Annotated in this window: 13 protein-coding genes; all 13 read left to right on the top strand. The window is 38.6% G+C overall.

Going from position 1 to position 16,537, the window contains the following annotated elements:
- Positions 1-2 precede the first annotated feature (2 nt).
- Complete coding sequence (icmF, locus tag QBK89_RS06125) at positions 3-3,239, top strand: fused isobutyryl-CoA mutase/GTPase IcmF (protein ID WP_284140150.1); 3,237 nt, start codon at positions 3-5, stop codon at positions 3,237-3,239.
- A gap of 411 nt (positions 3,240-3,650) precedes the next feature.
- Positions 3,651-4,163: a DNA-directed RNA polymerase subunit delta gene (rpoE, locus tag QBK89_RS06120; RefSeq protein WP_284140149.1), complete on the top strand. Its 513-nt coding sequence runs from the start codon at positions 3,651-3,653 to the stop codon at positions 4,161-4,163.
- A 310-nt stretch (positions 4,164-4,473) separates the two neighbouring features.
- Positions 4,474-6,084, top strand: coding sequence for a CTP synthase (locus tag QBK89_RS06115; protein WP_284140148.1), 1,611 nt, complete (start codon positions 4,474-4,476; stop codon positions 6,082-6,084).
- A 277-nt stretch (positions 6,085-6,361) separates the two neighbouring features.
- Positions 6,362-6,721, top strand: coding sequence for a response regulator (locus tag QBK89_RS06110; protein WP_284140147.1), 360 nt, complete (start codon positions 6,362-6,364; stop codon positions 6,719-6,721).
- 232 nt (positions 6,722-6,953) lie between these two features.
- Positions 6,954-7,817, top strand: coding sequence for a class II fructose-1,6-bisphosphate aldolase (gene fba / locus QBK89_RS06105; protein ID WP_284140146.1), 864 nt, complete (start codon positions 6,954-6,956; stop codon positions 7,815-7,817).
- Positions 7,818-7,920: 103 nt separating this feature from the next.
- Complete coding sequence (fsa, locus tag QBK89_RS06100) at positions 7,921-8,562, top strand: fructose-6-phosphate aldolase (protein ID WP_284140145.1); 642 nt, start codon at positions 7,921-7,923, stop codon at positions 8,560-8,562.
- Positions 8,563-8,881: 319 nt separating this feature from the next.
- Entirely contained in the window at positions 8,882-10,171 is a 1,290-nt protein-coding gene (locus QBK89_RS06095; RefSeq protein ID WP_284140144.1) for a UDP-N-acetylglucosamine 1-carboxyvinyltransferase, read from the top strand.
- A gap of 124 nt (positions 10,172-10,295) precedes the next feature.
- Positions 10,296-11,261: a class II fructose-bisphosphatase gene (gene glpX / locus QBK89_RS06090; RefSeq protein WP_284140143.1), complete on the top strand. Its 966-nt coding sequence runs from the start codon at positions 10,296-10,298 to the stop codon at positions 11,259-11,261.
- 465 nt (positions 11,262-11,726) lie between these two features.
- Positions 11,727-13,013, top strand: a complete 1,287-nt coding sequence (gene rho / locus QBK89_RS06085; protein WP_284140301.1) for a transcription termination factor Rho — start codon at positions 11,727-11,729, stop codon at positions 13,011-13,013.
- 154 nt (positions 13,014-13,167) lie between these two features.
- Positions 13,168-13,413 carry a type B 50S ribosomal protein L31 gene (locus QBK89_RS06080; RefSeq protein WP_284140142.1) on the top strand — a complete coding sequence of 82 codons (246 nt, stop codon included), beginning with the start codon at positions 13,168-13,170 and terminating at the stop codon, positions 13,411-13,413.
- A gap of 247 nt (positions 13,414-13,660) precedes the next feature.
- Entirely contained in the window at positions 13,661-14,281 is a 621-nt protein-coding gene (locus tag QBK89_RS06075; RefSeq protein ID WP_284140141.1) for a thymidine kinase, read from the top strand.
- A gap of 281 nt (positions 14,282-14,562) precedes the next feature.
- Positions 14,563-15,633, top strand: coding sequence for a peptide chain release factor 1 (gene prfA, locus QBK89_RS06070; protein WP_284140140.1), 1,071 nt, complete (start codon positions 14,563-14,565; stop codon positions 15,631-15,633).
- A 1-nt stretch (position 15,634) separates the two neighbouring features.
- Positions 15,635-16,507 carry a peptide chain release factor N(5)-glutamine methyltransferase gene (gene prmC, locus QBK89_RS06065; protein ID WP_284140139.1) on the top strand — a complete coding sequence of 291 codons (873 nt, stop codon included), beginning with the start codon at positions 15,635-15,637 and terminating at the stop codon, positions 16,505-16,507.
- Positions 16,508-16,537 lie beyond the last annotated feature (30 nt).

The raw sequence follows: 16,537 nt of genomic DNA, 5'->3' as shown, positions 1-16,537 counted from the left end.
GAATGATGGACATATATAAGCCGAAAAATCCAGTTCGATTTGTGACAGCATCTAGCTTGTTTGATGGACATGATGCTTCGATAAATATTATGCGCCGGATTTTGCAATCAAGCGGTGCAGAGGTGATTCATTTAGGCCATAATCGTTCTGTTGAAGAAGTGGTGCACGCAGCGATTCAAGAGGATGCCCAAGGTATTGCAATCTCATCTTATCAAGGCGGGCATGTAGAATATTTTAAATATATGATTGATTTATTAAATGAAATGGGAGCATCGCATATCCATGTATTTGGTGGAGGTGGTGGGGTAATTATCCCTCGAGAAATAAAAGAACTGCATGCATATGGCGTTACTAAAATATTTTCGCCAGAAGATGGTCGAGAAATTGGCCTACAAGGTATGATTAATTTCATGCTAGAAAAATGTGATGTAAATCCGCCAATCGATGTAGAAAAAGACAAAGCAAGACTTACTAAAGGCGATCGTCAGGCAATGGCAAAGTTTATAACGTATATGGAAAATGCAGTAGAGGATAATGAAGAAAAAGCAAACGTGCTTCGTTCACTTGCTGAATTAGGAAATAGTGCGACCCCTGTTTTAGGAATTACAGGTACTGGTGGAGCGGGGAAAAGCTCACTAACCGATGAACTAATTCGTCGCTTTATCCATGAAATTCCCGATAAAAAGATAGCTATCATTTCCATTGATCCAACGAAACGAAAAACAGGTGGAGCCTTGCTTGGTGATCGTATTCGGATGAATGCCATTTTTTCTGATCGTGTTTATATGCGTTCATTGGCAACACGGGATTCTCGGAGTGAACTTTCCAAAGCAATTCAGGATGTTATCACAGTTGTTCGTGCATCAGGTTATGATTTCATTATCGTGGAAACGAGTGGAATTGGGCAAGGAGATGCAGCAATAACGGATATTACAGATTTGTCGATGTACGTGATGACGGCAGAATTTGGTGCGCCTACACAGCTTGAAAAAATCGACATGATCGATTTTGCAGATTTTATCGTCATTAATAAATTTGAACAAAAAGGCTCTGAGGATGCATTAAATCAAGTTCGGAAACAATATGAACGCAGTCATATGCTTTTCCATCAGGATAAGGAAAAATTTCCTGTTTTCGGAACGATAGCAAGTCAGTTTAATGATGCCGGAACAAATGCTTTATTTGCTGCAATTGTCGATACATTAAATGAAAAATATGCTTGGAATGAAACAATAGATTTTGAGCGTTATAAAATTGCTGAAAAGCAAAATATGATTATTACGAACGAACGGCGTCATTATTTGCGTGAGAATGCACAATATGTTCGCAACTATCATCAAGATATTAAAAAACAAAGTACCATTGCACGTAAGCTTTATCAGCTAAATGGTGTGATAGCAGATGTTCCGGATGACACCGTAAAAGAAACGCTACAAGCGACCGTCTCATCCTATGAAAAGCAATTACAGCCAACGGCGAAGGAAATGTTAGAGAAATGGGAAGAAACCGCTCAAAGCTATAAGCAGGACACAATGACATTCAAGGTTCGCGATCGAGAAATCACGATGGATATTGTAACAGAATCGTTGGCAGGAGTTAAAATTCCAAAGGTCGCTTTTCCAACATACATGGACTGGGGAGAACGGCTAACCTGGTTGATGAAGGAAAATGTACCAGGTGCTTTTCCTTATACTGCTGGTGTTTTTCCGTTTAAGCGAAAAGGAGAAGATCCAAAGCGACAATTCGCTGGAGAAGGAACACCAGAGCGAACGAATAGACGGTTTCACTATTTGTCGAAAGATGATGATGCGAAACGGCTTTCAACGGCATTTGATTCCGTGACATTGTATGGGGAGGATCCGGCACATCGCCCGGATATATATGGAAAGGTTGGCGAAAGTGGCGTTAGCATTTGTACGTTAGAGGATATGAAAAAGCTATATGATGGCTTTGATTTAATTGATCCAATGACCTCGGTATCAATGACAATTAATGGACCGGCACCAATCATATTAGCAATGTATTTTAACACAGCAATTGATCAGCAAGTGGAGAAATATAAAAAGGAGCATGGACAAGAGCCGGCAGGAGAAGTATACGAACAAATTAAAAAAGATACATTAGCTGTTGTAAGGGGAACAGTGCAAGCAGATATTTTAAAAGAAGATCAAGGACAAAACACGTGTATATTTTCAACGGAATTTGCGCTCCGCATGATGGGCGATATACAGCAATACTTTATAGATCATAAGGTGCGTAACTACTATTCTGTATCTATTTCTGGGTACCATATTGCTGAAGCAGGAGCAAATCCGATTACCCAGCTTGCATTTACACTTGCAAATGGATTTACGTATGTAGAGTATTATTTAAGTCGGGGAATGGATATTGATGATTTTGCGCCGAACCTATCTTTTTTCTTCTCGAATGGATTAGATCCAGAATATACTGTAATAGGACGTGTTGCCCGCAGGATTTGGGCAATTGTAATGCGGGATAAATATGGTGCAAATGAACGGAGTCAAAAGCTCAAATATCATATCCAAACATCTGGTCGATCTTTACATGCGCAGGAAATTGATTTTAACGATATTCGTACAACATTACAGGCATTACTTGCTATTCAGGATAATTGTAATTCCTTGCACACGAATTCCTATGATGAGGCGATTACAACACCAACTGAGGAGTCTGTGCGTCGAGCAATGGCAATTCAAATGATCATTAATAAAGAATTTGGGTTGACCAAAAATGAAAATTCCTTACAGGGCTCCTTTATCATTGAGGAACTAACAGACCTTGTTGAAGAAGCGGTTCTTCAGGAATTCGAGAAAATGAATGATCGTGGTGGTGTGCTTGGAGCAATGGAGCGTCAATACCAACGCGGGAAAATACAGGAAGAATCACTTTATTATGAAAGTAAAAAGCATTCGGGTGAATTGCCGATCATTGGTGTAAATACGTACTTAAACCCGAATCCGCCTTCTGAAGAGGAAATCGATTCAATGGAGCTTGCTCGTGCAACAGAAGAAGAAAAAGAGCATCAGATCCGAGAGCTGCATCGCTTTCAAGAAAGCCATAAAGAAGAAGTGATAGATGCATTAGACCGATTAAAACGGACTGCTGCTTCTGGTGGGAATATTTTTAGTGAATTAATGGAAACAGTAAAAGTAGCTAGTTTAGGACAAATTACAAATGCGCTTTATGAGGTCGGTGGACAATATCGAAGAAATATGTAAAATGCGTGAGGGGAATTAGCCAGGAGGTATCCTCCTGGTCTTTTTTTTGAAGTTATAAATATTTCGGTCGGTTTATTTGAATACCAAAATTTTTTGCCCTAGCTTTCTTTTTTAACATCGGTGTGGAAGAATAATCGAGTAATGGCTAATATTAGAGGTTTTCGCTTAATCGCTTTTCTTTTCATCATTTATGCAGTATAATAATCAGAGTTTTTCAAAGGCGTATCTAATTTTTTATGCTAGCATAATCGGTTATTATTTGTTTATAATGTATGGTATGATTTATACTGCATAAATGGAAAAAACTTCTACTTACAGTTATTTACCTGTATCTAATTACAGGCTGATGAAATATGTAAAGATAAATTAGGCGAAAAGCCTCAATAACATAAGAAAAGGGAGTGCGGTAACGTGAGCTTGAAAAATTATAGCCGCGAGGAATTAAAGCAAATGTCAATGATTGAATTGGCAGACCTCATTTTGTTGGATGAAAAGAAAGCAATTCATTTTAAAGACATTTTTGACAAAATTGCTGATCTAAAAGAATTGACAAATAAAGAAAAAGACGATTACATCGCACAGTTTTATACGGACTTGAATGTAGATGGTCGTTTTATGATGATTGGATCTAATATGTGGGGCTTAAAACGTTGGTATCCTGTTGAACAAATTGATGAAGTGATTATGGTCCCAAAAAAGAAAAAAGCAAAGAAGAAAAAAGCGGCCATTGTGGAAGATGACTTGGACTTTGAAGAAGAAGACGAAGCGATTGAAGTTGATGATATAGATGAAGACGACTTTGATGATGAATTCGAAGATTATGATGATGAAGATCTTGATGACGAAGATCTAGAAGATGAAGAAGACGATCTTGAAGATGACTTGGATTTTGAAGAGGATGAATCTGAGGAAGAAGAAAAATAAAAAGGTAGCTTGACTTTTCCATGCTGGATGAGTACAATTTTTATTGGGCTCCTTAAATTTGGAATATCCAAGCGTTTCCCCTAGGTGGGGAGGCGCTTTTCTTGTTTTAGATAGGTTGTAGCGGAAGAATCGTTGCACCAAGTAACTGTTATTTTCTAAACGATGAGTGAAAGCACCCACATGATGAAATACATTATTTTGCAATATTTTTCGCAATGAATCAGTGTGCATGGAGCATGATAAGAATAGGCGCACGATCAATTGCATTTTTTTATTTACTTACCAATTATAAAGAAAGAGGGATAAGAGAATGACCAAGTATGTTTTTGTCACTGGCGGTGTTGTATCATCCTTAGGAAAGGGAATCACTGCTGCATCATTAGGAAGATTATTAAAAAATCGTGGATTAAAGGTAACGATTCAAAAGTTTGATCCATATATTAATGTCGACCCAGGGACGATGAGTCCGTATCAGCATGGAGAAGTTTTTGTAACAGAGGATGGAGCAGAAACGGATTTGGATTTAGGTCACTATGAACGCTTTATTGATATTAATTTAAATAAGTATAGCAATATTACAACAGGGAAAGTTTATTCCAGTGTAATAAAAAAAGAACGTCGCGGTGATTATTTAGGCGGCACAGTGCAAGTGATTCCGCACATTACAAACGAAATCAAAGAGCAAGTCGTTCGTGCAGGAGAAGCAACAAATGCAGATGTTGTTATTACGGAAATTGGAGGAACGGTAGGAGATATCGAGTCTCTTCCATTTCTAGAGGCAATCCGTCAAATCAAAAATGATATCGGGAAAGAACATGTGATGTATGTCCACTGTACGTTAGTGCCTTATATAAAGGCCGCTGGAGAAATGAAAACAAAGCCAACACAGCACAGTGTGAAGGAATTACGATCATTAGGTATTCAACCAGATGCAATTGTGTTACGTACAGAGCTACCGATTAGTAAAGAAATGAAAGAAAAGATTGCCCTTTTCTGTGACATTAACGAAAGAGCAGTTATTGAAATGCAGGACGCTGAAGTCCTATATCAAGTGCCAATTGCATTACAAGAACAACATTTAGATCAATTGGTTTGTGATCATTTAGGAATGAACTGTGCTCCAGCAGTTATGGATGAGTGGAATGCTCTTGTAAATAAAGTTCAAAACCTAACGAAGAAAATCAATATCGGCCTTGTTGGGAAATATGTTGAATTACCAGATGCATATTTATCTGTTGTTGAAGCTTTAAAACATGCTGGCTATGAATTCGATGCAGACATTGAGATTCATTGGATTAATTCAGAAGCACTTGATAATGAAACGATTGATGAAAAATTATCTCATGTAGATGGTATCATTGTGCCTGGGGGATTTGGAGACCGTGGTATCGATGGAAAAATAGAAGCTATTCGCTATGCACGTGAAAATAATATACCATTCTTTGGTATATGTCTTGGTATGCAGCTTGCCACAATTGAATTTGCTCGAAATGTAGTTGGGTTGGCTGGTGCACACTCAACAGAGATTGATTCTAATACACCACATCCAATTATTAGCTTACTTCCAGAACAGGAAGGGTTATCTGATTTAGGTGGCACGCTCCGACTTGGGAAATATCCATGTAAATTAGTAGATGGTACGAAAACCAAAGCAGCTTATGGTGACGTCGATATGATTGAAGAGCGCCACCGTCATCGTTATGAATTTAATAATGCATATCGTGACCAGTTATCAGAGCAGGGACTAATATTTTCAGGTACAAGTCCTGATGGACGACTCATTGAAACAATTGAGGTAAAGGACCACCCTTGGTTTGTAGCCTGCCAGTTCCATCCGGAGTTTAAGTCTCGTCCAACAAATCCACATAGTTTGTTTAAAGGGTTTATCGGAGCTTCTGTTAAAAATAGTAATGGGAACTAGATCATTAACAAAATCCAGCAGAAAAGTATTATCTGCTGGATTTTGTTTCCTCTAAAAAATATAAAAACGTCTTAAAAGTAGTAATAAAGCCCTAAAAATAGCAGAGCAGGTCTCAAAAGCAACAGCTGAAACGTAATGTTTATTGGATGCTCTATATATAATTACTATAAAGTACGGTAAAATTGTCGATTGTTCGTTAAAAAGAAGGATTTTAAGGGGGGTTTATAGAAAGTAACAAATGGGGATAAACGTGGAATGCTATAAAGGGGGATATGGTATGGATCAGCGAATATTGATTGTCGATGATGAAATAGGTATTCGGTTACTTTTGGAAGAAATTTTAACGAACGAAGGATATGCGATTGAAACAGCCAACACGGGACAAGAAGCATTAGATAAATTAATGCAACAGACATTTGATCTTCTGTTAATCGATTATAAATTACCTATCCTAGACGGGATAGAAGTGTTAGAACAGCTACAAAATAATGACGTCTCAATACCAACCATATTAATGAGTGGAATGATGGAATCGATTAAACAAGAAGTAGAAGCTATACCTATGGTGAAGCGGATATTAGGAAAACCATTCAACGTAATCGATGTTTGCAAAATTGTCGAATCTGTATTTAATTGATTACATTATAGCCAACCTTCATACCTACATGCAAAGAGCGATGTAGGTTTTGCTTTATTCATTATTTCTTCCTCTTTTTAGAATTACCTCAATTGTTGCGACTTAGGGTTTGAGTTGGTATTCTATAGATGACGTTAATTTAATTGCAGTCAGATTAACTTCATCTTGAAGAATGTTCAAAAGGTAGTATGCATTTAACCTCTTTGAACACCATAAAAAAGGAGGATGTAATATGCCATTAGTATCGATGAAAGAAATGTTGAATAAAGGAAAAGAAAATGGCTATGCAGTAGGGCAATTCAACTTGAACAATATGGAATACGCACAAGCTATCTTGCAAGCAGCAGAAGAAGAAAAATCCCCAGTTATTCTTGGTGTTTCAGAAGGTGCTGGCAGATACATGGGTGGCTATAAAGTCGTGGTTGAAATGGTAAAGGCATTGATGGAGGAGTATGGGACAACGGTGCCAGTGGCCATTCATTTAGATCATGGATCTAGTTTTGAACAATGCGCAAAGGCAATTCATGCAGGATTTACGTCTGTCATGATTGATGCCTCAGCAGAGCCGCTAGATGAGAATATCGCAATTACTAAAAAAGTAGTAGAGCTAGCTCATTTTCACGGTGTATCAGTAGAAGCAGAGCTTGGACGTGTCGGTGGTCAAGAAGATGATTTGATTGTTGATGAGGCGGAGCAAGCGTATGCGATTCCGGAAGAGTGTGATAAATTAGTTAGAGAAACAAAGGTTGATTGTTTTGCACCTGCTTTAGGATCGGTCCATGGTCCATATAAGGGAGAGCCTAACCTTGGATTTGATCGGATGGAAGAAGTTATGAAGCTGACTGGAGTTCCTCTTGTTTTACATGGCGGAACAGGTATCCCGACGAAAGATATTGAACGAGCTATCTCGCTAGGAACTGCAAAAATTAATGTGAATACAGAAAATCAGATTGCACAAGCAAAAGCGGTACGTGAAGTACTTGCTGAAAATCCGGATGTTTATGATCCACGTAAATATTTAGGGCCAGGACGAGATGCGATTAAGGCAACCGTTATTGGTAAAATGCGCGAATTTGGTTCTTCGCAAAAAGCGTAAAGCATACATGTTTAATTTTAAGCAGCATATAATGAGCTTTGATATAGAAGCCATTTAAAATAATTAAAAGTAGTCTTCAAGGTGAAAGAGAGGATCAAGTTACATGAAATTTTTTATTGACACTGCAAATATTGAGGATATTCGTAAAGCCAATGAGCTTGGTGTTTTGGCAGGTGTAACAACCAATCCAAGTCTGGTTGCAAAAGAAGGCGTTTCTTTTCATGACCGTTTGCGCGAGATAACAGAAGAAGTCTCTGGCTCGGTTAGTGCGGAAGTAATTTCCGAAGATGCAGAAGGAATGATCAAAGAAGGGAAAGAGCTTGCAGCAATTGCTCCAAACATCACCGTTAAAGTACCTATGACATTAGAGGGGTTAAAGGCGGTAAAAGCGTTTAGTGACTTAAATATTAAAACGAATGTAACCTTAATTTTTAATGCGAACCAAGCCTTGCTAGCTGCTCGAGCAGGAGCAACTTACGTATCTCCATTTTTAGGTAGATTGGATGATATTGGACATAATGGCATGGAACTAATCGCTACGATCGCAGAAATTTTTGATCGTCATGCAATTACAACAGAAATTATCGCTGCTTCCATTCGTCATCCGTTGCATGTTACTGATGCCGCTCTACATGGTGCTCATATTGCTACGGTTCCATACAGTGTGCTAGGACAGCTTGTTAAGCACCCATTAACAGATCAAGGGATTGAAAAGTTTCTTGCTGATTGGAACAATCAAAAGTAAAAAACGAAACGTGTGATTGATATCATGGAGATTCCCGATGTTAATTCATGCTAAAGAATTTGACGAAGTAGACAATAATGAATGAAATAAGTTCTTTAAATTAATAATGTGACGGGGCTGGGCATTATTTTGACTCAGCCTCATCTATTCTCGTTTTATTACGATTGTTATGAATACGCGCATAGAGATGGGAAATAGTTGTGTTTTAAAGGGAAATAAAGCATAATTTGTGAAAAGCAGATAGATCAAGTAGTCGCTTTATAGCTTAATCGGCTCAGAACGCGACGTCCTGTACGTCATCAAAAAGTGAGGGTTTTGAATGCAGAAAATGTTGGTAGAAGGCGGTCATTTGTTAAATGGGAAGGTCCGAATCAGTGGTGCTAAGAACAGTGCAGTTGCTTTGCTTCCAGCAGCAATTTTAGCCGATTCTGAAATTACATTGGAAGGACTTCCGAATATTTCTGATGTATATACACTTGCATCGCTTCTGGAAGAAATAGGTGGTCATGTATCATGGGGTCCTGATCAAACGATTCACATTAATCCAGAGCATATGATTTCCATGCCGTTGCCGAATGGGAAAGTGAAAAAGCTTCGGGCTTCTTACTACTTTATGGGAGCAATGCTAGGTAAGTTTAAAAAAGCGGTTATTGGACTCCCTGGCGGTTGTTTTTTAGGGCCGCGTCCAATTGATCAACATATCAAGGGGTTTGAAGCACTTGGAGCTGAAGTGACAAATGAACAGGGTGCTATTTATTTGCGAGCAGATGAATTAAGAGGAGCAAGAATTTATCTGGATGTTGTCAGTGTTGGTGCAACCATAAATATTATGCTTGCGGCAGTAAAAGCAAAAGGTAAGACGATTATTGAAAATGCTGCAAAAGAGCCAGAAATTATTGATGTAGCAACACTGTTAACAAACATGGGCGCAAAGATTAAAGGTGTTGGAACAGATGTCATTCGCATTGAGGGCGTACCTTCTTTGCATGGGTGTAAACATACGATTATTCCAGACCGAATTGAAGCTGGAACATATACAATTGCAGCCGCTGCTGCGGGAGAAGAAGTTATTATTGATAACGTCATTCCGCAACATTTGGAATCGTTACTTGCAAAGCTTCGTGAAATGGGAGTTACCGTCGAAGAACAAGATGATCAGCTTTATATTGCTTCTCGAGGTCCGCTGAAAAGTGTGGACGTCAAAACCTTGGTTTATCCAGGGTTTCCAACAGATCTGCAGCAACCCTTTACTTCGTTATTGACAAAAGCAGAAAACACCGGTGTGATTACCGATACGATCTATAGTGCGCGCTTAAAACATATTGACGAATTGCGGAGAATGAATGCTATAATAAAGGTTGAAGGTGGATCAGCGATTGTTTCTGGACCTGTTCAACTAGAAGGAGCTCGTGTCAAAGCTACTGATTTACGTGCTGGAGCGGCCCTAGTTATTGCCGGATTAATGGCGAATGGGGTAACGGAAATAACGGGATTAGAGCATATTGATCGAGGCTATGAACAAATGACAGAGAAATTAAATGCGCTTGGTGCAAATGTTTGGCGTGAAGATATGACAGAGGAAGAAATTATTCAGTTTCAAAACTCTTAATGTATGCCAAACAAAAGGTTTCTACATAAACAGAGTAACCATGAAATCAAGTGTGCGTAAAGCCATCTTTGTATAAAAATACTTTCTTGGGATGAGGGTATTTTTAATAAAGGAGATGGATGACATGGAAAGAAGTTTAACTATGGAACTAGTTCGCGTTACAGAGGCAGCTGCGCTATCGTCTGCACGCTGGATGGGTAGAGGTAAAAAAGACGAAGCAGATGATGCAGCAACAACTGCGATGCGTAACGTTTTTGATACAATACCAATGCAAGGAACCGTCGTTATTGGAGAAGGTGAAATGGATGAGGCGCCAATGTTATATATTGGGGAAGAACTTGGCACTGGATCCGGTCCTCTAGTTGATGTAGCAGTAGATCCATTGGAGGGAACAAATATTGTTGCCCAAGGAACATGGAACGCCCTTGCAGTTATTGCAATTGCGGATCATGGACAACTACTTCATGCTCCAGATATGTATATGAAAAAAATAGCTGTCGGCCCAGAGGCTGTCGGTAAGATCGATATTAATGCTTCTACAGAAGAAAATCTGCAAGCGGTAGCTAAAGCGAAAAACAAGGCAATGGAAGATGTTGTAGCCATTGTTCTAGATCGCCCTCGTCATGAACAACTAATTAAAGAAATTCGTCAGGCAGGCGCTCGTATTAAATTGATCCCTGATGGGGATGTAGCAGCAGCTATTAATACGGCGTTTGATGATACAGGTGTCGATATTTTATTTGGTATTGGTGGTGCCCCTGAAGGTGTGCTTGCTGCTGTTGCGCTTAAATGTCTTGGTGGGGAGATACAAGGAAAGCTCATTCCATCAAATGATGAGGAACGAACACGCTGTGAGAAGATGGGCATTTCTAACTTGAATAAAGTATTTATGATGGATGATTTTTGTGGTGGAGACGATGCTATTTTTGCTGCAACAGGAGTTACAGATGGAGAACTTCTAAAAGGAGTCCAATTTAAAGGCACAAAAGCAACCACACAAACTGTTGTCATGCGAGCAAAAAGCGGAACGGTTCGCTTTATTGATGGCGAGCATAGCCTTAAGAAAAAACCAAATCTTGTAATGGGTTAAGCAAGCAATAATAATTAGATACTCGTTATGATAGGATGACTAGATGTAAAAACGCTGGTTACCTTTAATTAACCAGCGTTTTTTCTAAAAAACCGAGATTCTATGAAACTAACATAAAAAAGTTGAATATCACAGGAAAACCAAGTATTATTGTAGATGTTTAAGTATGTAGAAGATTGGATACGATACAAATGAGCATGGTTTCTGAACAAATATGCTCTATCGTGCAACGCTATATTAAAAACTTCCATTCTAGCTTCTAAATTAACCTTCATTTAAAAAACAATTACTACGAACAAAGAAGTGAAATCTCTTCCAACTGATCCAACGAATATAAAGTGAAATAATAAACAAGTGGGTTTTTATGAAATCGTTTTATAAACTAAATCGTTGGCGATAATTGGGTTCATGCATAAAATTGTTTATCCACTGTGATAGATGATGTAAAAAAAATTAGGTGTGGTGATTTTATTGTCATTAACTATTTCGCAATTAGAGGAACTAACATTAAAAGAAATATATACATTAGCGAAAGAATATAAAATATCTTATTACGCAAAACTAACGAAGCGGGAGCTTATCTTTGCAATTTTAAAGTCGCAAGCTGAAAAAGATGGGTTTTTATTTATGGATGGTATACTAGAAATTATTCCTTCTGAAGGCTTTGGATTTTTACGTCCTATTAACTATTCTCCAAGTGCTGAGGATATTTATATTTCTGCCTCGCAAATTCGTCGTTTCGATTTGCGTAATGGGGATAAGGTTTCTGGAAAAGTACGACCGCCCAAAGAAAATGAACGTTATTATGGCTTGCTGCATGTAGATGCAGTAAATGGGGATGATCCGGAAACAGCAAAAGAGCGTGTTCATTTTCCTGCATTAACAGCATTATATCCAAATCGTATCATGAATTTAGAAACAGAAACAAAAAAACTATCCACGCGAATCATGGATTTAATGACACCGGTAGGGTTTGGGCAGCGTGGACTTATTGTGGCTCCACCTAAAGCTGGAAAAACAATGCTTCTAAAGCAAATTGCAAATAGTATTTCTACGAATCATCCAGAAGCAAAGTTGATTATTCTGCTTGTGGACGAGCGTCCGGAAGAAGTAACAGATATTGAGCGTTCCGTGCATCCAGATGTAGATGTTGTTAGCTCTACGTTTGATGAATTACCTGAAAGTCATATAAAGGTTTCAGAGCTCGTACTAGAGCGGGCAATGCGTTTAGTAGAGCATAAGCGGGATGTTATCATTTTAATGGATAGTATTACAAGGCTTGCAAGAGCATATAACCTTGTTATTCCACCAAGTGGGCGTACGCTTTCCGGTGGGATCGATCCTGCGGCATTCCATCGACCAAAACGATTTTTTGGAGCAGCTAGAAATATCGAGGAAGGTGGAAGCTTTACAATACTTGCAACAGCATTAGTGGACACGGGTTCACGCATGGATGACGTAATTTATGAAGAGTTTAAAGGAACAGGTAATATGGAGCTCCATCTTGATCGTAATCTTGCGGAACGAAGAATCTTTCCGGCAATTGATATTTTACGCTCAGGTACAAGAAAAGAAGAACTGCTTGTTGATAAAAACCATCTAGATAAGATGTGGGCGATTCGGAAAACAATGCAGGATTCCCATGATTTTCTGGACCGCTTCCTAAGAAGATTAAAGGCTTCCAAAAACAATGAAGAATTTCTCCAGCAAATGGATGAAGAGATGAAGCGTCGAGGATTAAAGCGGCAGTAAAAAGACGATTTAAAACGAATTTTATTTTTCGATTCTAATCTATCTATTGCAATCAGTGGACTACACTGTTATAATCTTAACGTGAGTTTACAAAAGGTATTGCACCGAACAACTCTGTTTCCTAAGGATTCAGGGCATAAAGGAGTGGAAAGATATGAAAAAGGGCATTCATCCTGAATACAGAAAAGTTGTATTCCTTGATACTAGCTCAGATTTTAAATTCTTAAGTGGATCTACAAAATACTCAGAAGAAACAATTGAGTGGGAAGATGGAAACACCTATCCATTAATCCGTGTGGAAATTAGCTCGGATTCACACCCATTCTACACTGGCAAGCAAAAAGCTGACAAAGTTGGCGGCCGCGTAGATCGATTTAAGAAAAAATATAACATGAATTAAAAAGCTTCGGTTTTAGTCGATTTCTATAAATGGAATCTCTAAAGCCAAAGCTTTCTTTTTGAAACAGAAAAAACAGGTGATTGTTGATTGCCTGTTTTTTCTACTTTATAAGCAATGCCAAGGTTTATTTATTTGAGGTTTTACAGAGTGAAATTTTAATAGGAAAAATGTCTCGATTAATGATAAACTAGATTACATATAAACATAAAAAAGATAATACTAATTAATGGAAGGGAGTTCCCTTTGCATGTATGTAATGACACAAAGTGGATGGGTAGAAATAATTTGTGGTAGCATGTTTTCTGGAAAATCAGAGGAGCTTATTCGTCGCGTGCGTCGAGCAACCTATGGAAATCTTAACGTTCGCGTCTTTAAACCAGTTATAGACAATCGCTATGCGGAGGAAGCTGTTGTTTCTCATAATGGCAATTCTGTAATGGCACGTCCTGTAGAGAGTTCACAGGCAATTTTTGATCATATTGATGATACGGTAGATATCGTTGGAATTGATGAGATACAGTTTTTTGATGAACATATAGTTGATGTAGTGGACGAGTTGGCCAATCGAGGTATGCGTGTTATCTGTGCAGGGTTGGATACCGATTTCCGTGGGGAACCATTTGGACCGATGCCTAAATTAATGGCATTAGCAGAGTCTGTCACGAAGCTCAATGCGATTTGTCCAGTATGTGGTTCGCCTGCAAGTCGCACGCAACGGTTAATTGATGGCAATCCAGCCTCTTATGATGATCCAATTATTTTAGTCGGTGCATCAGAATCATATGAACCGAGATGTCGTCATCATCATGAGGTACCGAATAAACCAAGCCAGCAAGTGCAAGAACAGATTATGAAAGTTTCTAATTAGTCACCTTCAGGTACATTGCAGCTTAAAAGTTAAGCGAGAATAACTTTTGAGCTGCATATTATCGAAGGTGATTTTTAGTTTTAAAACAGATTGGTTGGACATGCAATTTGCGTTTCAGCAAAAACGTAAATCAACACATCGTTTTTTCACAAAGTATACTGTACGTTTATTTGCTGCTGTCCAAAAAATGATTCACTTCAAATAAACGTAAAAAAACAAACTTTGACCTCTAACCGTGTCTATACTATAATTATACTGTTAATCTGAGTGAGGTGAACGGAATGTTAGAACGATTACAATCGCTGGAGGATCGTTATCATAAGTTGAACGAGTTGCTTAGCGACCCAGAAATTATTAGCGATACAAATAAACTACGTGAATATTCCAAGGAACAGTCTGGACTAGAAAGCGTTGTTCAGGCATATCGTGAATATAAGGATGTATCAAGCCAATTAAAAGATGCAAAAGAAATGCTAGAAGATGAGCTAGATAGTGACATGTATGACATGGTTAAAATGGAAATATCCGAGTTAACCGAAGCAAAGACGGAGCTGGAAGAAAAAATGAAAATTTTACTTCTTCCAAAAGATCCGAATGACGATAAAAACGTTATTATGGAAATTCGCGGGGCAGCTGGTGGAGATGAAGCGGCATTGTTCGCTGGAGACCTTTACCGCATGTATTCGCGTTATGCAGAAAGCCAAGGCTGGAAAACAGAGGTCATAGAAGCACATTCAACTGGTGTGGGTGGATATAAGGAAATTATCTTTATGATAAATGGAAACGGCGCTTTTTCGAAGCTAAAATATGAAAATGGTGCCCACCGTGTACAGCGTGTACCTGAAACAGAATCTGGTGGAAGAATCCACACATCAACGGCAACAGTAGCTGTACTTCCTGAGGCAGAGGATGTAGAAGTGGAAGTACACGAAAAAGATATTCGTGTGGATACATTTGCTTCTAGTGGACCAGGAGGACAAAGTGTAAATACAACAATGTCCGCTGTTCGTCTTACCCACGTTCCAACAGGAATCGTTGTTTCCTGTCAGGATGAAAAATCGCAAATAAAGAATAAGGAAAAAGCGATGAAGGTGCTTCGCGCTCGAATTTATGATAAATTTCAACAGGAAGCACAGGCTGAATATGATGAAACGAGAAAATCAGCTGTAGGTACGGGAGATCGTTCTGAACGAATTCGAACATATAATTTTCCACAAAACCGTGTAACAGATCATCGTATTGGTCTAACGATTCAAAAGCTAGATCAGATTCTAGAAGGTAAGCTAAGTGAGCTTATAGATGCATTACTTGTTGAAGAACAGACGAAAAAACTAGAGCAAATTGGTGAGTAATATGCAAAACAAGTGGAAGCAATATGAAGTCCTGGAATGGGCTTCTCTTTTTTTAGAAAAACATCATCGTGAGCCGAGGGTAGCGGAATTACTTTTACAGCATGAGCTGCAAATGACTAGATCTGCCTTTTTTGCGAACATGCGTGAACGAATTACACCTAAAGTGAAGGAAAGCTTTGAGGCGGCTATAATACAGCATGCAAAGACAGGCGTACCAGTACAACATCTGATTGGGAAAGAAACGTTTTGGGGACGTGATTTTCAAGTGAATAAAGATGTATTAATTCCACGTCCTGAAACAGAGGAATTAGTAGCCTTCACTATTTCTTATGTGCAAGAACATTTTTCTAATGATGCAACGCCTCGAATTGTCGACGTTGGAACAGGTAGTGGTGTTATTGCAACGACTCTTGCATTAGAGCTTCCCAATGCACAGGTTTTTGCTACTGATATTTCAACAGCAGCATTACAAGTTGCAGAGGAAAACGCAAAGCAGTTACATGCAAATGTTCACTTTTTACAGGGGGATTTTCTGCATCCAATCATCGATCAACAAGGGACTGTTGATATTATTATTTCAAATCCGCCTTACATTAGTCGTGCTGAGGAACCTCTTCTTTCCGATACTGTAAAAGACTTTGACCCGGAAATTGCGTTGTTTGCTGATGAAGAAGGACTAGCTGCTTATAAAAAAATAATCAAGCAAGTTCCTCATGTAATGAAGGAATCCTGTATGCTTAGTTTGGAAATTGGACATGAGCAAGGAAATGCGGTGTCAGATATGATCAAATCACAATTTCCGCAAAGTGCTCCAAAGGTTATTCAAGATATTAATAAGAAGGATCGTATCGTTACAGCACTGCTTTCAAAATGATGAAAGGCTGATCGAACGTTATTTATATAA

It is taken from the genome of Virgibacillus sp. LDC-1 (assembly GCF_030137545.1).
Classification (GTDB): domain Bacteria; phylum Bacillota; class Bacilli; order Bacillales; family Amphibacillaceae; genus LDC-1.
Note: the sequence above shows the minus strand (reverse complement) of the source record. Positions and strands in the feature narration are given on the sequence as shown.